Origin of the sequence: Proteus hauseri ATCC 700826 (assembly GCF_001654965.1) — a bacterium.
Classification (GTDB): Bacteria; Pseudomonadota; Gammaproteobacteria; order Enterobacterales; family Enterobacteriaceae; genus Proteus; species Proteus hauseri.
Window position 1 is genome coordinate 16,620 of record NZ_LXEV01000023.1, and the last position, 22,929, is coordinate 39,548.

Genomic DNA, 22,929 nt, shown 5'->3' on the forward strand with positions numbered 1-22,929 from the left:
AAATATACTTTTTTTAACTTTTTTAGTATATAGACTAACGCTTATTTTATTTATTTAATTAAAATTAACTAATGCTTCATGCGTTATTCTCGCGATTAAAAAAAGCTAATCGTGCTGTTTTAATTATTCGAAGAATTTACCTGCCATTAGATTTAAAACCAAATAAATACAATTAATTACAATATAAATGCACGCTATTTTATGTGTGTTTATTATTCGATTTTTATATAATCAGTTATAAACACTTATTGTTTAACTTAAATACACGTTCTATGCTGACATTAACTAATAAAGTTTACTAATTTATTTTGCTAGCAACTAAGGACGATGAGATGTCTGTAGCTGTGACGAAAAAAGCAATAGAAAAACTGATTAATGGGTTTGAGTCTGATCCTTTTGCTCTACTTGGTATGCATGAAACATCTATTGGATTAGAAGTCCGTGTATTTTTACCCGATGCAACCGCTGTAAGTGTTATCGATAAAAAAAGTGGCCGTAAGGTTGCCATATTAGAACAAAAGCACCCTGCTGGTTTTTATTCTGGTGTTATTCCTAGACGTAAGCGCAGTTTTACTTACTGTTTAGCTGTCACTTGGCAAAATAACCAAGACATTATTGAAGACCCATATCGATTTGGTGTGTTGCTTCAAGAAATGGACATCTGGTTTTTAACTCAAGGGCATCATTCTCGTCCTTATCAATGTTTAGGTGCACACCCCGTTACATTAGGAGATATTAATGGTATCTCTTTTGCCGTATGGGCACCTAATGCACAAAGTGTCAGTGTTGTGGGCGATTTCTCTTTTTGGGATGAACGTCGTTTTCCTATGCGTTTACGCCGCGAAAGTGGTATTTGGGAGCTTTTTCTCCCGCAAGCACAGCTTGGTGAGCGCTATAAATATGCCATTTTAGATATCAATGGACAGCGTCATCTTAAAGCTGACCCTTATGCATTTGAAACGCAAGTTCGTCCTGAAACTGCCTCTGTTATTAATACCTTACCCCCCATTCAATCTATGCCGTTATCGCGCCAACAAGCGAATCAGCGTAATGCTCCTATTTCTATTTATGAGGTGCATTTAGGTTCTTGGCGTCGCCATGTTGATGATCAAAGCTGGTTAAGTTACCGCGAACTTGCAGAACAATTAATTCCTTATGTTAAAGATATGGGCTTTACACATATCGAATTATTACCCATTAACGAACATCCTTTTGATGGTTCATGGGGATATCAACCATTAGGGTTATATTCGCCCACTCGTCGTTTTGGTTCGCCAATGGATTTTCGTGATTTTATTGAAACAGCGCATCAAGCAGGCATTAGTGTGATTTTAGATTGGGTTCCCGGTCATTTCCCTGAAGATGACTACGGCTTACGCTGTTTTGATGGCACTGCTCTGTATGAATATGCGGATAGACGAGAAGGTTTTCACCCAGATTGGAATACCTTAATTTATAATTATGGTCGTAATGAAGTAATGAATTATCTTTCGGGTAATTTGCTTTATTGGCATGAACACTTTGCAATAGATGGTTTCCGATTTGATGCCGTAGCTTCAATGCTTTATCGCGACTATAGCCGCAAAGAAGGTGAATGGATCCCCAATAAACATGGTGGCCGTGAAAATTTAGAAGCTATCGATTTTATTCGCCATACCAATAAATTATTGGGTACAACTTGCTCAGGTACAATAACCATAGCTGAAGAGTCTACCGATTTTCCTGGTGTAACACTGCCTCCTGATGATGACGGGCTAGGTTTTAATTACAAATGGAATATGGGATGGATGCATGACACTTTGTCTTATATGCAGCTCGATCCTATCTATCGGAAATTCCATCATAATCAAATGACCTTTGGTATGCTCTATGCCTATAACGAAAATTTTGTTCTCCCTTTGTCTCACGATGAGTTCGTTCATGGTAAAGGCTCACTAATCGGTCGAATGGTCGGTGATGATTGGCAAAAATTCGCTAATTTACGTACTTATCTTGCCTTTATGTGGGCATTTCCGGGTAAAAAATTGCTTTTTATGGGATGTGAATTTGCGCAATGGCGTGAATGGAACCATGACAGTAGCTTAGATTGGCATCTATTAGAAAATCCTGAAAGTCCGCATAAAGGTATACAGCATTTAGTTCGTGATCTAAATGGTTGTTACCAATCTTATACCCCGCTTTATGAATGCGATTTTGACCGAAACGGTTTTGAATGGTTAACCGTTGATGATCAAGACAATTCCGTTTTTGCTTTCTGTCGTCGTGATAAACAAGGTAATGAAGTCGTCGTTATCTGCAATTTTACGCCAGTTGTGCATCATAACTATGTTGTTGGTGTTTATCGTGCTGGTGCTTATCAGGAAATCCTAAACAGTGATTCTGAGTTTTATAATGGAAGCAATGTTGGAAATTTAGGTGAAATAAAGACAACCACAGAGGTATTCAATGGCAAGCCTAACTCTTTGACACTGACTTTACCGCCACTTGCTACACTTTATTTAACAGTAAAGGATTAATATGTCATTAGATTATGGTCGTCCTTTTCCTATGGGGAGCCATTATGATGGCTATGGTGTCAATTTCACATTATTTAGTCAAAATGCTACTAAAGTAACACTTTGCTTATTTGATAAAGCAGGCAAAGAGATCCGCTATCAACTACCCGGTAAAACGGGCCATATCTGGCACGGTTACTTACCCGGTGCAGGGCCTGGTTTACACTATGGTTATCGTGTAGAGGGTAAATGGGATCCCGAGCATGGATCCTTTTATCAACCACAACAGCTATTGCTAGATCCTTATGCCAAACAAGTCACAGAAATTATTGATAATACGCTGCCCTTTACTTCCTCTGTTTTTAATGTGTTAGAGCATGATAATAGCGCAATGATGCCTAAAGGTATTATTACAGATGATAGTGGCTGTTTTTGTCATTCTTATAAAGAGAAAGAAACCTATCAGCGTTTAAATACGCCATGGTCAAAAACTATTATTTATGAAGGAAACGTAAAAGGACTGACGAAACTTCATCCAGATATTCCTAATGACATTGCAGGTACTTACGCTGCATTAGGGCACCCTGCTTTTATATCCCATTTGCAAAAATTGGGTATCACCGCTCTGGAGCTATTACCCGTTCAATATCACTTAACTGAGCCTCATCTTAATAATATTGGATTAAAAAACTATTGGGGCTATAACGTATTAGCGCCTTTTGCTTTAGCGACACAATATTATTCAAACACGGGCCGCAATATTATGGATGAGTTTAGAGAAGCCATAAAGCGCCTACATAAAGCCAATATTGAAGTTATTTTAGATGTGGTATTTAACCATACGGCAGAATTAAGTGATCAGACTGAAGGTTATATTGTTTCACAACGTGGTATTGATAATCAGGCTTATTATTGGTTAAACGATGAGAATAAAGCACAAAATTGGACTGGATGTGGAAACACACTTAATTTAAATCGTCCCGAAACTGTTCAGTGGGTTATGGACTGTTTGCGTTATTGGGTAACCGAATATCATGTTGATGGTTTTCGATTTGATTTAGCAACGAGTCTTGGCAGAGTACCTTATTTTGATGTGCATTCACCGTTATTAACAGCAATACGTCAAGATCCGCTACTTTCTCGCATTAAGCTTATCGCAGAACCTTGGGATTTGGGTTCTGATGGTTATCAAGTCGGTAATTTTCCTGTTCCATTTACTGAGTGGAATGATACTTATCGTGATGTTGTTCGTCGTTTTTGGTTATGGCGAGATGTCTCTATTGCTACATTTGCCGACATTATTACTGGCTCAGCCAAGCTATATCATAAACATGGTAGGCCGCCATATTCCAGCATTAATATGCTGACTAGCCATGATGGTTTTACATTACGCGATTTGGTTAGTTATCAAAATAAACATAATGAAGAAAACGGTGAATCAAATCTAGATGGGCATAACACCAATTACAGTGTGAATTTTGGTGAGGAAGGTTTGATTGTTAACGATAAAATAGAACACCTCAGATTACATGCAATAAGAAACTTATTTGCCACATTACTGCTCTCTAGAGGTACACCTCACTTATTAGCGGGCGATGAATTAGGTAATACACAGTACGGTAATAACAATGCTTATTGCCAAGATAATAAAGTTAGTTGGATAAAATGGTTTCAACCACCTTATAACCTAACAGATTATATTAGTCACCTTATTGAATTACGCCGCCAAATTATCCCATTGCAATCTCTAGAGTGGTGGGAAAGCAATAGCCAAAATATTATTTGGTTAAACCAACATGGTGAGCCAATTAGCAATGAAAATTGGCAACAACTCCCACCTTCTCCATTACAAATTGTTTTAGCTAAGCAATGGATTTTGATGATTAATCCATTACGAAATAGTGCCCTTTTTTCTTTACCTCAAGGTCAATGGTCTTGTTTGCTAGATACCGCAAATTGGCCGCGGTGTTATTCAACACAAAAACAGCAATGTGAAATACAACCTAGCAGTATCACGCTCTGGCGAAGTAGCGTTTTTTATCCTCAGTCTTGCGCTGAGAAGTTACCAACGATTTCCTCCCAGACTGAGTAATTTGATTGGAGTGCTATAACTATGATGACAACAGAACAAGGCCAAAAATTGATGTTGGCACAACAACTTCCTAAGGATGCAATTGCACTCATTTTAGCGGGAGGTCGTGGTACACGCTTAAAAGCGTTAACGGCAAAACGAGCAAAACCGGCGGTCTTTTTTGGTGGAAAATTTCGTATTATCGATTTTACATTATCAAACTGCCTCAATTCTGGCATCCGTCGTATTGGTGTAATTACACAATATCAATCGCACTCATTGGTTCAGCATATACAACGTGGCTGGTCATTTTTTAATGAAGATATGAATGAATTTGTGGATTTATTACCGGCTCAACAGCGTAAAAATACCGAACATTGGTATATGGGTACAGCAGACGCTATTTATCAAAATCTCGATATTCTTCGTAGTTATAGTGCTAAATATGTGGTGATTTTAGCTGGTGATCATATTTATAAAATGAACTATGCGCGTTTATTACTTGATCATGTTGAAAATAAATCAAAATTTACCGTTGCTTGTATTCCTGTACTTAAAAAAGAGGCATTCCAATTTGGAATTATGGATGTTGACGAAAACCGCAAAGTACTCAACTTTTTAGAGAAACCATCTAATCCTCCTTGTATTCCTGGTGATCCCGAACACGCTTTAGCCAGTATGGGTATTTATGTAGTTGATAGAGAATATCTATTTGATTTATTAGAAGAAGATAGTCTTGATCCTAATTCGCATCATGATTTTGGCCAAGATATCATTCCCAAAATTACGGCACGTGGTGATGTACTCGCTCACCCTTTTGAACTTTCTTGTGTGAGTTCAGATCCATCAGTACCGCCTTATTGGCGTGATGTAGGAACCATTGAAGCTTATTGGTCTGCAAACTTAGATTTAGCTTCTGTGACACCTGCGCTTGATATATATGCGAAAGATTGGCCAATTCGTACTTTTATGACGCCATTACCACCAGCAAAGTTTGTACAAGATAATCATAACGAACATGGTCAAATGATGAACTCATTGATTGCTGATGGCTGTATTATCAACGGTTCAACACTTTATTCTGCTGTCTTATTCCCATTAGTACGAGTGGGATCTTTTTGTCATATTGAAGATTCTGTAATTTTGCCAGACGTAACCGTTAGTCACCATTGTTATTTAAAACGCTGCATTATTGAGCGTAGTTGTACTATCCCTGAAGGTACTGTGATTGGCATGAATGCACAAGAAGATGCTGCACGTTTTTATCGTACTGAAGAAGGTATTGTATTAGTTACTCGAGAAATGCTTGAACAATTGGCTCAAAAAGAGCCTGAAATATCTGACAACACAATACCTGACAACACAACACCTGGCAGTACAATATCCAATGAAATAGAAAACGAGCAAAAACCGCAAAATGAGGAGGCTTTTTCGTGAATGTTCTCCACTGCTGCTCTGAATTATTTCCACTGCTCAAAACAGGAGGATTGGCTGATGTTATGGGTTCTCTTCCTTTAGCACAAAAACGAATAGGTTTAGATGCACGGGTTGTAATACCTGCATTTCCTGCAATTAAAGATAATATTACCGACTTAAAATTAGTCATTAATATTAATACTTTTGCTGGAAATATTTCCTTGCTTTATGGGCAATATCAAGGCGTTGATCTTTACCTTATTGATGCTCCTTATCTTTATCAGCGTGCAGGTAGCCCTTATCACGACCAGCACCAGCTCGCCTATAATGACAATGTTTTTCGTTTTGCCCTGCTAGGTTGGGTTGCCAGCGAGCTCTCTGCGGGACTTGATCCTTTATGGCGAGCTGATATTGTTCATGCCCACGATTGGCACGCAGGGCTTGCATGTGCTTATTTAGCAGTAAAACATTACGCAGCAAAATCTGTATTTACTGTGCATAATCTTGCTTATAAAGGCGAATTCTCCCCCCATCATCTTCATCAACTTGAGTTGCCAGACGACTGTTTTTCTATCAATGGATTGGAATATTACGGACAAATTTCATTTTTAAAAGCGGGTCTGTTTTATGCGGATCACATTACAACGGTTAGCCCAACCTATGCTAAAGAAATAACTACCTATGAATTTGGTAATGGTTTAGAGGGGTTATTAAGGCAACGTAATGATGAGCAGCGCCTTAGTGGTATTTTAAATGGTATCGACGAGGCGATTTGGGATCCGGCCATAGATACGCTGATTGAGCATCATTATGATGTGAAATCACTCGAAAAACGCAGTAAAAATAAGTCAGTTCTCCAGAAAAAATGTGGTTTACCTATCAATAACGACGCACCTCTTTTTGCTGTTGTTAGCCGCTTAACCTCTCAAAAAGGTCTTGATTTAGTATTAGCGACCCTTATTGATATTGTTGAACAAGGTGGCCAATTTGTGTTGCTTGGCACGGGTGATAATAACCTTGAAACCGCATTCTTAAGTACTCAACAACAATATCCACAAAACGTAGCTATTCATATTGGTTATGATGAAATTTTCTCTCATCAAGTTATTGCTGGTGCTGATGTCATTATGGTGCCAAGTCGCTTTGAACCCTGCGGTTTAACTCAATTATATGCTTTGAAATACGGAGCCTTGCCCTTAGTCAGACATACTGGTGGTTTAGCTGACACCGTACATGATTGCTCATTAGAAAATCTGGCACGACATCAAGCTACGGGGTTTGTTTTTTATGAAACGACATTAGACGACTTACGCGCTGCAATTGAGCGTGCCTTCACTTTATGGTCAATGCCAAAACAGTGGAAACAAGTGCAACAAGACGCAATGAGCCAAACTATATTTAGTTGGGAAACAGCTGCAAACACTTATGCGGCACTGTATCAGCGGTTATAGATACGATGTCTATTTGAATAAAAAGTAGTAAAGAGACTTATAATGAAAAATTTATGTGAATTCGATTATTCATCACCAGATAAAGATATTGCCTCCCTTAAACGATCTATTGTCTATAAACTTATGTTTATTGTTGGAACGTTTCCTGAATATGCCACCGAATCTGATTGGTTAAATGCGACTTCTTATGCCATTAGGGACCGATTAGTAGAACGTTGGTTAAAATCGACTAAAGCAGAAATTTCACCGGAAATTAAACAAGTTTATTATATTTCTATGGAGTTTTTGATGGGGCGTTTCTTAACAAATGCCATGCTCTCTTTAGGGGTTTATCAAGAAGTAAAACAAGCGCTACTCGAGTTAGGACTTGATTTAGGATCACAAATCGATCTTGAACCCGATCCGGGGTTAGGGAATGGCGGTTTAGGTCGTCTTGCAGCTTGTTTTCTCGATTCTTGTGCCACTTTAGGTTATCCCGTTATGGGATATGGTATTCGTTATGAATACGGAATGTTTCGTCAAAAAATCATCAATGGTGAACAACACGAAATAGCAGATAACTGGCTAGAAAATGGTAATCCTTGGGAATTTCCTCGCCACGAAGCCCAGTTTCAAGTTAATTTTGGTGGTCGTTTGCAACAAGAAAACGATAAAAGTCTTTGGATTGATACTCTTAATGTTGTTGCTCAACCTTATGATTCCATAGTTCCTGGGTATAATACTCAAGCAACAGATACCATTCGTTTATGGTCGGCAAAAGCCAATAACGCGCTTAACTTGGGTAAGTTTAATAAAGGTGAATATTTGGAAGCGACTGAAGCGAAAGATCGCTCTGAAAATATATCACGTATCCTTTATCCTGATGATTCTACCTTGTCTGGCAAAATGCTACGCTTACAGCAGGAGTATTTTTTAGTTAGCGCATCAGTTCAAGATATTTTGCAGCGCCATTATCATCTGCATAATCGCTTTGATAACTTAAAAGAGTCGATAGCCATTCACCTGAATGATACCCACCCAGTTCTAGCTATTCCTGAATTAATGCGTCAGCTGATTGATAACCACGCAATGAGTTGGGATGATGCATGGGAACAAACTATTTGTATATTCTCATACACTAATCATACGTTAATGGGTGAAGCGCTTGAAACTTGGCCTGTTGAGATGATTGGCCGCGCACTTCCTCGCCATTTACAAATCATTTTCCAACTTAATGACAAGTTTTTAAAACAAGTTAAAACGCAATTTCCTGATGATAACGATTTATTACGCCGGGTTTCTATTATTGATGAAGATAATGGGCGAAATATTCGCATGGCGTGGTTAGCAGTGATTATTTGTCATCAAGTTAATGGTGTTTCTGAATTACATAGCCAATTAATGGTGCAGTCGCTCTTCACTGATTTCGCTATGATATATCCTAAGAAATTCTGCAATATTACTAACGGTATTACACCTCGTCGTTGGTTGGCATTAGCGAACCCTCCTCTTTCCAATGTCATTGATAGTTATATTGGTGAAGGTTGGCGGACTAATTTAGAACAGTTGGGTGAATTAATGCCGCTAGTTAAAGAGACTAAATTCTTACACCAATTAAAAGACGCCAAACGTATGAATAAACAGAATCTGGCAAAACTAATCCAGCAAAAAATGGGTATCACTATTAATCCTGATGCGTTATTTGATGTACAAATTAAACGCATTCATGAATATAAGCGTCAATTACTCAATGTACTTGGTATTATTACGCGTTATAACCGTATTTTACAAAATCCAGAAAAAAACTGGGTACCTCGCGTTTTTATTTTTGGTGGCAAAGCGGCATCAGCTTACTATAATGCGAAAAAAATCATTAATCTTATCAACGATATTGCCTCTACTATTAATAACGATGAACGTATTAAAGATAAATTAAAAGTTATTTTTATTCCTAATTATGGTGTTAGCTTAGCGCAAAAAATAATCCCAGCGGCTGATTTATCAGAGCAAATTTCGCTAGCTGGTACTGAAGCTTCAGGTACAGGTAATATGAAATTTGCCCTTAATGGTGCACTTACCATAGGTACTCTGGATGGTGCAAATATCGAAATTGGTGAGCATGTTGGTTTTGATAATATGTTTATCTTCGGTAATAACGCCCAAGAAGTTGCAGCGTTAAGACAACGTTACTCACCTCGTCGCTATTATGATGAAGATATTGAGTTGCATACAGTACTTAATCAAATCGCTAACGGCTTTTTTAATAACAATGATCCTGATAAGTACAAATCGATATTTAATAGTTTGATTGAGTTTGGTGATCACTACCAAGTATTAGCTGACTATCGTAGTTATGTCGATACACATGATAAAGTCGATGCACTTTATCATGATGAAAATGCATGGCTAAGGAAGTCTGCACTTAATATCTGTCAAATGGGTTATTTCTCTGCTGACAGAGCTGTAACGGAATATATGCAAAGAATATGGAAAGCAACGGCGATTTCACTTAAATAATGTTGGGTGAAAAAACGACAGAACCACATTTTACGTGGTTCTGTTGTACTAATTTTGCATTGTGGTTAAATAACAATACGATAAGCGCAGCGTCTTGCACCCTCAAGAATATATTCAACTCGTTCGAATTCAACACCTAACGTTTCAGAGAAAAGTGTTTGTTCTGCATTACAAAATCCCTGACACACTTTTGCAGCTGCACAAATTGGACAGTGATCTTCTATAAAAAGAAATTCGTTATCTTTAACTTGCTTCCAATGTGCCATATAGCCTTCTTGGCTACGAATATTCGCTAAAATATCAAGGCGATCTGTTAGTTCATCAGCCTCTTTTATTGCATTTATATAGCGTTCATAACTCTGTTTTTTTCTAGCAAGGATCACTTTCTCTATTGCACTTTCACCCAGCTCTTCGCGAATGGTTAATAAAATTTGTGCTGTTAATTCTGCGTGAGTATCAGGAAATTGTTTTTGTCCTAATTCAGTCAAATGCCAATATTGAATAGGACGACCAACACCTCTTGGCTCTGTAATCGCTTCAACAAATCCTAAATTCGCTAATTTTACAAATTGTTGTCTTGCAGCTTCGCTGCTAGTACCTAATCGCTGACCGACCTCATTAGCTTGCATAGGTCCATGTTTTTTAATCAGAAATAATATTTTATCTCCGACTGTACGTTGTGCGGGATAATTATTTTCCAAGTTTTTCCTTGACATATTAGCTGGCTCAGTATTTATTAATCCAAGTTTTATCTTGTTAATTTAACGAAGCTATGTCGGAATAGCAATAATAAGAAGGATATTTTTGTCATGATCCCTAATAACAATAGCCAATGGCGCGATCTTTTTTCTGGGCGAAATGGCGCTATCTCGTTTGCACTCTCTTTTGGTGTGATTATCCATGCTGTTAATATTTTAATGGCAACAACGATCTTACCTTCGGTGGTTAATGATATTGGTGGTATCAGTTTATATGCATGGAATACAACGCTGTTTGTTGCGGCATCTATTATCGGTTCAGTTCTATCAGCTAGATTATTAAGTTCACTCGGTGCTAGAAGTGCTTATTTAATTGCAACGCTGCTGTTTTTTATTGGTAGTTTATTATGTGCTATCGCTCCAGTAATGGAAACGATGTTAATAGGCCGATTTGTTCAAGGTCTTGGTGGTGGTATTTTATTTGCCCTTGCTTATGCTATGGTAAATATTGTATATGATCAGGCACTTTGGCCTAGAGCAATGGCATTAATTTCAGGAATGTGGGGAGTTGCAACGCTTGTTGGCCCTGCTGTTGGTGGTATTTTTGCTCAGCTAGATGCTTGGCGTTATGCCTTTGGTATTATGTTACCAGTGATGATTTTTTATGGTATTTATTTATGGTTTATTTTGCCTAAAAATAAAGAAACTGCGCGAAAAAACACGAAGAAGCCATTACCTTATCTACAATTAATTATTTTAACTATCACCGTGTTACTTATTTCATCAGGAAGTCTTTCATCGTCTCTTACTATTAATTTACTCAGTATTGTGGCCGTTTTTGCTTTAATTGCTGTGCTTATATTTTTTGAAAAACGCTTATCTGTTCGCTTATTACCAGCCAATACTTTTAAAGGATTTTCGTTACACGCATTGCTATATATCACTATCTCATTACTTGCGATAGGTATGACTTGTGAAGTTTTTGTCCCTTATTATTTGCAAAGTTTACATGGTCAAACACCTTTAGCTTCCGGTTATATGAGCGCATTAATGGCATTAGGTTGGACTGTCGCTGAAGTTATGAGTGCAAGTTGGCAAGGGGCTAAAATGCGCTTTAGTATCTTTAGTGGTCCTATTATTGTTTTTGTCGGTTTACTCGTATTAGCATGGGCAATTCCTAATCCAATGCTGCAAACAGATAATGCAATGATGCTCACTATTATTCTATTTGGCTTATTTTTTATTGGTTATGGTATCGGTTTTGGTTGGCCACATTTACTCACGCGTATATTGCAAGCGGCTGCTGAAGAAGATAAAGACATTGCTGGTGCATCAATTACCACAGTACAATTATTTGCTACTGCGCTAGGTTCCGCTTTTGCTGGGATGATTGTTAATTTAAATGGCTTTAATAGCGGTACGGCTGAGGGGCTTTCATCTTCTGCATCTGCTTTATTTTTATTCCTTGCATTAGCTCCCTTAGTTGCAATTTATACTGCATGGAAGATAACTCGTCGCTCTTATTAAAATAAGAACACATTAATAACTATCATTTGTATTGAGGTGTATTTACACCTCTTTTTATTTTTTAATAATGAGTATATAAAAACATTTATAACCATTGTTTTATTTGTGAAAGAAATAATAATATTATTAGATAATTCTATTGTTACGAATTGAATGGAGGTTAAATATGTTAAATGAAAAAGTTTATTCTTTTATCAAAAGAACTAATGTTAGAAATAAAAACAAAAACATCAAAGAAAATAATATAAAAAATGGGAGTGGTAAATATTCTAAATTATTAGAGAATATAAATAATATCAATAACTCTAGTGTGACCATAGTATCTAAATTTAATTCCGTTAATATGAATATTCTTGTCCTAAGAAAAAAAATTATAGATTTCACATCCGATAACTCAACGAAAATTAATGGCAAAAAAAAAGAAGATAAGAATAAAGCTATAGGTGAATGGTGGAAGCAAGAAAAAATAGCTTTTATTTCATCATTAATTAATCGTAATATTGACAAATATTGTAGGGTGAATAAATCAAAAGTTAGCGATGCAGAAAAGATAAATATATTCAATAAAATTTATGAAACCCATCTCAAAGATAAAAATATAGAGATAAATTATAAATGTGCTCAAAGTTCAATAGTTCACTATATAAACTCTCAAGCTGAAATAAAAAAACTGATAGATTCAATTTATATTCCATCAATTTCTGAAAGCAAAAATAATAATGTTAATACTAGTCATTATTTTTATTTAAATATAGAAGAACAATTAGAAGAAAATAGCATCTCAGTACTAAATGCGGATATCCACTATATGTTAGCTGAAAAAGTTTATAACTCTTTATTAGAAAATTCTAATAATCTTGATTTTGATGTGATTAAAAAAGATATTGAAAGCTTAATCTTAAAACAAAAGAAGAACGCGCTTTAAAGAACTTTTTACTACATACAACAAAATAGATGAGCTATTAAGTTTAGACTGTAAAGCAGTTAATAACAGCATTTAATTAAACTTAAAGTCTATCATTAGACAAAAATTATAGTTAGGTGTATGCTTTATCTATCTTAAATAAAGTAGGATAAGAAAATGACCACTCATCTTATACAACAAAATATTGAAACCCTCTCCTCACCTGGCGGACATTATTCTCATGTTGTTACTGCTAACAATATGTCTTTTATTTCGGGGTTACTTCCTATCAATAACGATGGAAAACCATTAGCACATGAAAAAATAGAAAACCAAATTGCTCAAGTGCTAGAAAATTTGAATGCTTGCCTTATTGGAATAAATGCACAAAAGACCGATATTGCTCAGGTAAAAGTTTATGTTACTGATATTAACGAGTGGCCAATTGTAAATACATTATATGCACAATGGATAGGCTCACATAAGCCCGCTCGTTTAGTGGCGGGTGTTAAAGAGCTGCATTTCGGTAGTAAGATTGAAATTGAGGCAATAGTGATTAAGGAGCCTTGTGTATGAATAAATTATCAGCCCCTGTTTACCAAGATGTAATAAACGCTCATCAGCGCATATTACCTTATATTAATAAAACGCCAGTATTCACCTCTCGTACAATAAATGAAATAACAGGTGCTCAGTTTTATTTTAAGTGTGAGAATTTTCAACGTATGGGCGCTTTTAAATTTCGTGGTGCAATGAATGCGTTATCGCAGTTTAGCGAACAACAACGTAAAAATGGTGTAGTGACTTTTTCTTCTGGCAATCATGCTCAAGCCATTGCGTTATCTGCTAAATTATTAGGTATTCCTGCAACTATTATCATGCCTGAAGACGCACCTAAAGCGAAAATGGCTGCCACAAAAGGTTATGGTGGACGCGTTATTACTTATAACCGCTATACAGAAGATCGCGAAGAAATCGGTCGCCACCTGGCACAAAAGGAAAAACTAACATTAATTCCACCTTATGATCACCCTCATATTATTGCTGGGCAAGGTACTGCAACAAAAGAGCTGATAGAAGAAGTGGGTAAATTAGATATGTTATTTGTACCACTGGGAGGTGGCGGGTTGCTTTCTGGTTCAACATTATCAGCTCGTGCACTTTCACCAAACTGTCAAATATTTGGGGTAGAACCACAGGCTGGAAATGATGGCCAACAATCATTTCGTAAAGGTGAAATTGTTTATATTGATACACCTAAAACAATTGCTGATGGAGCACAAACACAGCATTTAGGCGATTATACGTTTGATATTATTAAAAAATATGTTGATGATATTTTAACTGCAACTGATGACGAGTTAATATCCGCGATGCAATTTTATGCTCAACGTATGAAAATGGTTGTTGAGCCAACGGGATGCTTAAGTTTAGCAGCGGCTCGCCAACTTGGTGATCAATTAACAGGAAAAAAAATTGGCATTATTATTAGTGGTGGTAATGTCGATTTAGCACAATATGGACATCTTCTGTCTTAATAGAACAATAAAGCAGCATCAGTTTTATGCTAATGCTGCTTTTATTTCACGAGCTAACTAGATTAGCTAACACGTCAGTATTTAATTAAATAGATAATTTAATAGATAAAATCCGGCTAAGGTTAATAAAACAATAATTAAGGTATTGCGTATTTTTAGCGCTAGTACAATACATAATAGCGTTCCCCAAAGATAAGGATTATCCCATACTCCTTTAAACTGCCCTTTTTCCAGTAATACAATAGGTGCACAAATAGCGGTTAATAAACATGGTGCAGAATAACCTAAAGCTTGTCTGATAACTGCGGGTAATCTTACTGGTACTGCTGGTTCAAGAAAGAAATAACGTAAAAGGAAAATAATCAGCGCTAAAATTAACAGTAATGTCCATGTCATTTTTACTCTCCTCTTACTCTTGCTACACAAACAGCAATAAACATTCCTGCAAGCCCACCAATAACCACACCGCCTTCTATATTTAACCAACTAAAAAGAATAGAAAGACTAAATGAAACAATTACCCCAATTAAGGTACTAAATGTCTTAATTAACGGAATAACGATAGCTAGCAAAGTTGCCACAATTGAAAAGTCCAGATGATAACTTGCTAAATTAGAGACTTGGCTTGCCATAAAAATGCCAATAATACTGACACCCACCCATACGATATAAAAACAGAGTCCAACACCAATCATATAAGCGGGTGTTAGTTTTGTTTTTTGCTGCATAGATACAGCAAACAGTTCATCAGTTAATAAAAAACCAATACTGATACGTTGATACCATTTTAAATGAGCAACATGTGGCCGTAAGGTTAAACCGTAAAGTAAATGTTGTGCCGTGATGAAAAAAACCGAGATAATAATAGTTAAAATGCCTGCGCCAGAAGTGATTAATCCTAATGTTACCAACTGAGCAGCGCCTGCAAATATAATTGCAGACATTCCAACACTTTGTGCAAATGTTAGACCTGCATCAACAGCCATTGATCCCGCTAATATTCCCCAGGGTACAACGGCAAGACACAATGGTAATGCATGTAAAGCGCCCAACCAAAAAACACTATTAACGCTGTTTTCTTTATTATTTTCTTTTTTATTGTCTATCTGTTCCATTTCCCTGCCTTCCTGTCTGAAATTATCTAGATAATCATTATCAGAAAGTTAAGCTAAATGCGATTACATAATGTTACTTTTTTGTGTCTTTTACCCAGGGAAATAAAAATGGTTTATATTTATGCTATTTTTACTGGGCATATTAATCATTTTTTGAGGCCGTTCCAAAATAGAAAGGCTTAAATTTTTATTTTAAGCCAATGATTTACATTAATTATTGCTCATTTATTAATGTCTTTTACGAATTTCAGCAGGAATAAATATTTGGTGTGTTTCTAAATCATTATGATTAATCAACGCCATAATCAGTCGAAAACAATGTGATGCTAATGCAGGGTTATTTTGAGCAATAGTATCTATTGGCACAGATAATGAATCATAAAGGTAGTGATCATCAAAACCTGCGAGATATACGGACTGTTGTAAAAGTTTATTTTGACTTAAATAACGTAATACACCTTCTAGCAAGCCACAAGCGGAGGTAAATACAAATTTGGGTGGGCGTCCTAATCTGGCGCAAAGAGAGCCAAACATTTCATATCCTGAACTGGGATGATAATGACCATGAATGATCCACTCTGGTTTTAGGTTAACATCGGCTTGTGTTAATCCTTGTGTAAAACCTAATAGACGGTCTTTTGTTGGCGAAAGTGTGGCTTGTCCACCTAAAAAATAGAATTCATCTAATAAGCTGGGTTGATCAATGGATGTTATATCAGCAATAAGTTGTTGTGTTGCTGTTATGGCATCAGTTGCAACAAAAGGTAGTGTTGTGCCTTCAAAGTAACGGTCAAATAACACCACAGGAATTTGCTGACTTAAACGCTGATATTCAAAATCTGATTGCAAGCATGAGGCAACAATCAGTCCATCAATTTGTCGTGAAAGAAGATGTTCTATTGCTAATGTTTCTTGCGCTGCATTTTCATCAGTACAAGATATTAATAATTGAATACCTGCTTCGCGACACAATACTTCTAATTCGTAGGCAACTGAGGCAAATCCATAGTTAGTTATATCTGGAATAACTAATCCTAATGCATAACTACGATTATCACGTAAGGAACGAGCATGAATATTAGGTTGGTATTGATATTGCTGTGCAATAGATGTGATGCGTAGGATGGTTTCATCTGCCACACGCATCTCTTTGCCTCGTCCATTAAGTACCAAACTGGCCGTCGTTTTAGAAACGCCAGCAAGTTTTGCAATATCAGTAATGGTGATCCGTTTTTGTTTTTTCACTTTATTTTGTACTCAACAACCTTCAGGGTGCCATATTTAATTATTCGATATTTAAGCTCGCTTATTTTACCAAGGCATCGTTTAATCGCCAGTAAGTTAGTGTAATTTTGTCTTTCCCAGAAAATTTAATTTGCTGTTTTTCTGATGCAAAAAAACGACTGCTCATCACACCTATTCCATTGTTGAAAAATATTTCAACGCTAGAGCTATCACATAATATCTGAAGCTGTGTTACAGGATATTGCCAATAACGCGAATGCCATTGAGCATTTTTAAAACTACGCCGCTTTAATATGGCTTGGTTTTTCTCAATAATCAGTTCTAGCGTATCGGAAAAATAAATAGAGAGACCACCGCTGAGTTGAATATCTAATTCTACTGAAACATCGTCTACCTCTGGTGCATTATCTGCAATCCCATGCCAATGCTGTTGTTTATTTCTTAATTGTTGTAACTCTTTTATCGGCCGCTGGTACAATTTCCCTTGCTTTATTTCAAGTTCACGAGGGCATGTCATTTGGTGGATCCAACCATTAATGATCGTGGGTTGATACATTTCCTCACCATCAGGAACCCCCATCCAACCAAACATTATTCGTCGTCCATCCGCAGCCAGCGTAGTTTGAGGAGCATAAAATTCAAACCCTGCATCCAATTCAATTAATTCACCATGAGAAAATTGATGAGTGTTGTAATCAAAATGACCAATAAGATAAGCACTCGAATGCGTATTTAAAAAATCTTTTTCCTCTGGTTTAATTCCTTGTGGGCATGTGAGTAATATAAAAGCGCCATTAAGTTCAAAAAGGTCGGGACATTCCCACATATAGCCAGCATCACCTAATCCCCCTAAATGACTCCCTGCTAACTCACCTAATAACTGCCACTGATAAAGATCAGGTGCGGTATATAATAATACTTTTCCTTGATTATCTAAGGTTTGAGCACCTAGGACCATATACCAACGATTTTGATATTGCCAAATTTTCGGATCACGAACATGTCCGCTATAACCTTCAGGAAGTCCTAATACTGGCCCTAATTTATCAAAATCACCCTGTTCATTTTCAACGGCTAAACATTGCCATGCACTGCGTCCAGCATGACTAAATTTTATATTTCCTGTATAGCACAGCGTCAATTTACCGTTATTCATTGCAGCACTGCCTGAATAACAACCGTCTTTATCGTAAACTTCATCAGGCATTAATGCGATGGGTTGATGCTGCCAAGTTATTAAATCTTTAGAACGCCAATGACCCCAACATTTATTGCGATGTTCACAAGATAAAGGGTTCCACTGGTAAAAGAGATGGTAATATTTACCATCAAAACTAAATCCATTGGGGTCGTTTAATAACCCAGTAATGGGTGCTAAATGCCAACGTGGATAATATTTATCTTTTACCGCCATTGCACTATGGCTCATTACCGCCTGTAAAATAGCGGATAACCCTTTATTCTTTTTCATTTATGCAGACTCCACTTTATATTTAAGTAGCAGCGAAACGATAAATGCTGTTGCAAATGCGATAGTTAAACCAATCACATAGTTAATTATTGAACCTGCTTGCACAATAGCAATACCTGGAATTGCAGTTAATCCTACAGCGGTCATATAAACATGGGAAGCAACAACCCACGCACCACCAGCAGCACCACCAATAAGCGCAGCAATAAAAGGTTTACCATAACGTAGATTAATACCAAAAATTGCGGCTTCAGTGATGCCTAACATCGCAGAGAAACCCGAAGGTATTGTGATAGCTTTAATCTTGGGATCTTTAGTTTTAAACCAAACCGCTAAACAAGCACCGCCTTGAGCAATATTTGACATCGCCCATATTGGCAATAAAAAGTTAACACCGATATTTGGGTTACCTAATAGCCCTGCTTCTACAGCATGAAAGCTATGATGAATACCTGTAATAACAATAACTGAATACAAACCACCAAATACAATTCCAGCTAACCAACCTGCTTCTGTTATTAGGGTACTAAGTACAAATGAAATACCATCACCTAATAAACGACCAACAGGCCCGATAATTAATAAGGCAACAAAACCTGAAATAATGACGGTTAAAAATGGGGTAATAATTAAATCTAAGGCATTAGGAACAACTTTACGTAATTGTTTTTCTAGCACACTCATAAACCAAACTGCGAGTAATACAGGGAATACGGTGCCTTGATAACCAATCATGGCAACTTCTAAACCAAAAAAGTCCATAGTATTAAAACCCGCCGCAACACCCCATGCGTTGGTTAATGCGGGATGAGTTAAGATCCCCCCCAAAGTGGCTCCAAGGTAAGGGTTTCCGCCAAACTCTTTTGCGGCAGTAAAACCAATCAGAATAGGTAAAATAATAAATGCCGCAGAACTACACATATCTAACATGATATAGAGAGCATTATCTGAACTTACCCATTGATTACTTTTCATTAAACCAAGTAATCCCATAAGTAAACCAGAAGCAACAATGGCAGGAATAATAGGCACAAAGATATTAGAGAGTAACCTTGCAATACGCTGAAAAGGGTTTAATTTTTTTGCAGCGATATTAGCAGCTTCAGATTTAGTTGACTCCCCAATACCAGCAGCAGCAATAAATGCTGCATGAACCTTATTAACCAACCCAGTACCAAAAATTATCTGAATTTGCCCTGCATTGCTAAAGCAGCCTTTTACTCCCTCTAGTTTATTAATTGCCTCTTTATCAGCTTTAGAATCATCAACAAGCACCAACCTTAAACGTGTTGCACAATGTGCAGCACTGGCGATATTTTCAGCACCTCCTAGTAAAGGTACAAGTTGGCGAGCCACATTTTCAATATTCATAATAACCTCGGTCAGTCTTATTTTTGTTTGCAAACCAATTTAGCGTAATTTATTAAATAAAAACTAAACCGGTTTAGCTAATAACTTGATTAAATAAAAACCTATTAAAGATAGCAATATAAATACCAATAAACGGGATGTTTTTGTGACCTAAGCGACAAAATAGATGATGAAATGTTCATTTGTTAAATATAATAACCATGATAAATAGCCACTTTGCTAAACATAATTGCACTTGTTTAGCAAGGTGGAATTAAAAGTTTGTTAAATAATTATAGTTCAAAAAAGTAAATTGTAATTATTGATAAAAATATCAAATGGAAGAATAAAAACTAAGAATAATAGATAGTTACTTATCGTACTTATTCTTGCTATCAATATAAAGATACATTACTAATCGTTATATATTTTTATACATAACCAAATAAATCATTTGATTAAATATAAATAATACAAAAACTTAGGGTTAATTAAAAAAGTGGTAACGCTTGTAATAAATCACTTTTCTTTGATGTAAAACAACTACCGCTTTTTATATACAAGTAGTATCCACATTAACAGTTGGGTTTTATCACCTACGTTAAGTCGCTTATTTTTTAACAAGAATAACAATAACTATTTATCTATAAGCCGTTTTATCTTCTATTCCTTCTTAAAAATATAAATAATCAAGTGAGTAATGTATGAAAAACATCAAAGAGATGGCGTTACTTTCCACCCCTTTATCTCGTCGCGGCTTTGTCAAAGCGGGTGCAGCAGGTGGATTAGTCGCAACTGCGGGTGGGTTGTCACTCCCCTTCAGTCAAGCTATCGCGGCAGAACAGGGAGCCGAAACATCAGTCAGTAATGAAAAAGTGGTATGGAGTGCATGTACCGTAAACTGTGGTAGTCGTTGTCCGTTACGTATGCATGTTGTTGATGGTGAAATTAAATACGTTGAAACAGATAATACGGGTAACGATATTTACGATGAATTACACCAAGTCAGAGCCTGTTTACGTGGCCGTTCTATGCGCCGCAGAGTATATAATCCAGACCGTTTACGTTATCCAATGAAACGTGTTGGTAAACGTGGTGAAGGTAAATTTGAGCGCATCTCATGGGATGAAGCTTTTGATACTATTTCTGACACCATGAAGCGCCTTATTAAAGATTATGGTAATGAATCTATCTACCTAAATTATGGTACTGGTACCTTAGGTGGCACCATGACAAAATCTTGGCCACCGGGTGCAACACTCATTGCTCGTTTAATGAATTGCTGTGGTGGTTACTTAAACCATTATGGTGATTACAGTACTGCACAAATTGCCGCTGGACTGAATTATACTTATGGTGGCTGGGCTGATGGCAATAGCCCTTCAGATATTGAAAACTCTAAATTAGTCGTGATGTTTGGTAATAACCCCGGCGAAACACGAATGAGTGGCGGTGGTGTCACTTATTATGTTGAGCAAGCCCGCGAAAAGTCGGATGCTCGCATGATTATTATTGACCCACGTTATACCGATACAGGTGCAGGCCGCGAAGATGAGTGGATCCCTATTCGTCCTGGTACTGATGCCGCGTTGGTTAATGCCCTCGCCTATGTGATGATCCAAGAAGACTTAGTAGACAAGCCATTCTTAGATAAATACTGTGTTGGTTATGATGAAACAACAATGCCAGAAGGTGCGCCTAAAAATGGTCACTATAAAGCTTATATTTTAGGCGATGGGATTGATGGTCAACCAAAAACGCCAGAATGGGCAGCGCAAATCACGGGTATTCCAGCCTCTCGTATTGTGAAATTAGCGCGTGAAATTGCCAGTGCCAAACCGGCTTATATTACTCAAGGTTGGGGGCCTCAACGCCGTTCTAATGGTGAATTAGCCTCTCGTGCTATTGCAATGTTATCGATTTTAACCGGTAACGTCGGTATTAACGGCGGTAATACCGGGGCTCGTGAAGGCTCATATAGTATTCCTTTTGTTAGAATGCCTACGTTCACAAACCCAGTAACTACAAGTATTTCGATGTTTATGTGGACGGATGCTATTTTACGTGGTCCTGAAATGACGGCAACGCGTGATGGTGTACGTGGAAAAGATAAACTTGATGTACCGATTAAAATGGTTTGGAACTATGCCGGCAACTGTTTAGTTAATCAACATTCTGAAATCAATCGTACTCATGATATTTTGCAAGACGATAAAAAATGCGAAATGATTGTGGTGATCGATAACCATATGACCGCATCCGCCAAATATGCAGATATTCTGTTACCGGATTGTACCGCTTCAGAGCAGATGGATTTCTGTATGGATGCATCAGCGGGTAATATGGCTTATGTTATTTTTGCCGATCAAGCGATTAAACCGCGTTTTGAAAGTCGCAATATTTATGAAATGACGAGTGAAATTGCTAAGCGTATGGGCGTTGGTGAAAAATTCACTGAAAACCGAACTCAAGAAGAGTGGTTACGCCATCTTTATGAGCAATCTCGTCAAGCGCTGCCAGAGTTACCTACCTTTGAAGAATTTCGTGCTCAGGGTATTTTCAAAAAACGTGACCCAGAAGGTCACCATGTCGCTTATCGCAAATTCCGTGAAGATCCTGCAAACAACCCACTGACAACGCCATCAGGTAAAATTGAAATTTATTCCTCTCAACTTGCTGAAATTAAAGCGACTTGGGAATTAGCTGCTGATGATGTTATCGATCCGCTGCCAGTCTATTCTGCTGGATTTGAAAGTTATGGCGATCCGGCAATGGAAAAATACCCATTACAAATGACGGGGTTCCACTATAAATCACGTACTCACTCCACTTATGGCAACGTTGATGTATTAAAAGCCGCATGTCCACAGGAAATTTGGATAAACCCCGTTGATGCATCAAAACGCGGTATTAAACAGGGTGATCTAGTCCGTATTTATAACGGTCGTGGCGAGGTGCGAATTAATGCCAAAGTAACGCCTCGTATTCTGCCAGGTGTTGTCGGATTAAGTGAAGGTGCATGGTACAACCCAGATAGCAATCGTATTGACCACGCAGGTAGCATTAACGTGTTAACGACCCAACGCCCTTCTCCACTTGCTAAGGGTAATCCTTCTCACAGTAATCTTGTTGAAGTCGTCAAGGCGTAAGGA

The 22,929-nt window shown here is 37.2% G+C and carries 16 protein-coding genes; 10 read left to right on the forward strand and 6 right to left on the reverse strand.

What is annotated here, in order from left to right; translation table 11 throughout:
• Positions 1–332: 332 nt before the first annotated feature.
• From glgB to glgP, 5 genes are read left to right on the forward strand one after another with little or no spacing between them, the layout of a single operon-like run.
• The gene (gene glgB, locus M997_RS09855; RefSeq protein WP_064719952.1) at positions 333–2,516 is read left to right on the forward strand and encodes a 1,4-alpha-glucan branching protein GlgB; all 2,184 of its coding nucleotides are present in this window, start codon (positions 333–335) and stop codon (positions 2,514–2,516) included.
• A 1-nt stretch (position 2,517) separates the two neighbouring features.
• Complete coding sequence (gene glgX, locus M997_RS09860) at positions 2,518–4,587, forward strand: glycogen debranching protein GlgX (RefSeq protein ID WP_074379348.1); 2,070 nt, start codon at positions 2,518–2,520, stop codon at positions 4,585–4,587.
• A gap of 21 nt (positions 4,588–4,608) precedes the next feature.
• Positions 4,609–6,003, forward strand: coding sequence for a glucose-1-phosphate adenylyltransferase (gene glgC, locus M997_RS09865; protein ID WP_239994657.1), 1,395 nt, complete (start codon positions 4,609–4,611; stop codon positions 6,001–6,003).
• Complete coding sequence (gene glgA / locus M997_RS09870) at positions 6,000–7,433, forward strand: glycogen synthase GlgA (RefSeq protein WP_064719953.1); 1,434 nt, start codon at positions 6,000–6,002, stop codon at positions 7,431–7,433. The genes glgC and glgA overlap by 4 nt, the downstream gene beginning before the upstream one ends.
• Before the next feature lie 42 nt (positions 7,434–7,475).
• The gene (gene glgP, locus M997_RS09875; protein ID WP_064719954.1) at positions 7,476–9,929 is read left to right on the forward strand and encodes a glycogen/starch/alpha-glucan family phosphorylase; all 2,454 of its coding nucleotides are present in this window, start codon (positions 7,476–7,478) and stop codon (positions 9,927–9,929) included.
• A 65-nt stretch (positions 9,930–9,994) separates the two neighbouring features.
• Here the strand turns inward: glgP and M997_RS09880 are convergent, their stop codons facing one another.
• Complete coding sequence (locus tag M997_RS09880) at positions 9,995–10,645, reverse strand: helix-turn-helix transcriptional regulator (RefSeq protein WP_064719955.1); 651 nt, start codon at positions 10,643–10,645, stop codon at positions 9,995–9,997.
• Between the two features lie 93 nt (positions 10,646–10,738).
• Here M997_RS09880 and M997_RS09885 point away from each other — a divergent pair, with 93 nt between their 5' ends.
• The 4 genes from M997_RS09885 to M997_RS09900 all read left to right on the forward strand — a co-directional run bounded on the left by M997_RS09885 (position 10,739) and on the right by M997_RS09900 (position 14,596).
• Positions 10,739–12,154 (forward strand): MFS transporter, encoded by a 1,416-nt coding sequence (locus M997_RS09885; RefSeq protein ID WP_064719956.1) that lies wholly within the window; start codon positions 10,739–10,741, stop codon positions 12,152–12,154.
• A 166-nt stretch (positions 12,155–12,320) separates the two neighbouring features.
• Positions 12,321–13,079, forward strand: a complete 759-nt coding sequence (locus M997_RS09890; protein WP_064719957.1) for a type III secrection system effector, WxxxE family — start codon at positions 12,321–12,323, stop codon at positions 13,077–13,079.
• A 156-nt stretch (positions 13,080–13,235) separates the two neighbouring features.
• Complete coding sequence (locus tag M997_RS09895; protein ID WP_064719958.1) at positions 13,236–13,634, forward strand: RidA family protein; 399 nt, start codon at positions 13,236–13,238, stop codon at positions 13,632–13,634.
• Positions 13,631–14,596, forward strand: coding sequence for a threo-3-hydroxy-L-aspartate ammonia-lyase (locus M997_RS09900; RefSeq protein ID WP_064719959.1), 966 nt, complete (start codon positions 13,631–13,633; stop codon positions 14,594–14,596). The genes M997_RS09895 and M997_RS09900 overlap by 4 nt, the downstream gene beginning before the upstream one ends.
• 81 nt (positions 14,597–14,677) lie before the next feature.
• Here the strand turns inward: M997_RS09900 and M997_RS09905 are convergent, their stop codons facing one another.
• The 5 genes from M997_RS09905 to M997_RS09925 all read right to left on the reverse strand — a co-directional run bounded on the left by M997_RS09905 (position 14,678) and on the right by M997_RS09925 (position 19,798).
• Positions 14,678–14,992, reverse strand: coding sequence for an AzlD domain-containing protein (locus M997_RS09905; RefSeq protein WP_064719960.1), 315 nt, complete (start codon positions 14,990–14,992; stop codon positions 14,678–14,680).
• A gap of 2 nt (positions 14,993–14,994) precedes the next feature.
• Complete coding sequence (locus M997_RS09910; RefSeq protein WP_082918414.1) at positions 14,995–15,711, reverse strand: AzlC family ABC transporter permease; 717 nt, start codon at positions 15,709–15,711, stop codon at positions 14,995–14,997.
• A gap of 228 nt (positions 15,712–15,939) precedes the next feature.
• The gene (locus M997_RS09915; RefSeq protein ID WP_064719961.1) at positions 15,940–16,956 is read right to left on the reverse strand and encodes a LacI family DNA-binding transcriptional regulator; all 1,017 of its coding nucleotides are present in this window, start codon (positions 16,954–16,956) and stop codon (positions 15,940–15,942) included.
• 61 nt (positions 16,957–17,017) lie between these two features.
• Positions 17,018–18,427: a sucrose-6-phosphate hydrolase gene (locus M997_RS09920; protein WP_064719962.1), complete on the reverse strand. Its 1,410-nt coding sequence runs from the start codon at positions 18,425–18,427 to the stop codon at positions 17,018–17,020.
• Positions 18,428–19,798: a sucrose-specific PTS transporter subunit IIBC gene (locus tag M997_RS09925; protein ID WP_064719963.1), complete on the reverse strand. Its 1,371-nt coding sequence runs from the start codon at positions 19,796–19,798 to the stop codon at positions 18,428–18,430. It abuts the gene before it with no gap.
• A 683-nt stretch (positions 19,799–20,481) separates the two neighbouring features.
• On the opposite strand from M997_RS09925, the gene dmsA reads away from it, so the two are divergent.
• A complete protein-coding gene (dmsA, locus tag M997_RS09930) occupies positions 20,482–22,926 on the forward strand; it encodes a dimethylsulfoxide reductase subunit A (RefSeq protein WP_064719964.1) in 2,445 nt (814 codons plus the stop codon).
• The last annotated feature ends 3 nt before the right edge of the window (positions 22,927–22,929 follow it).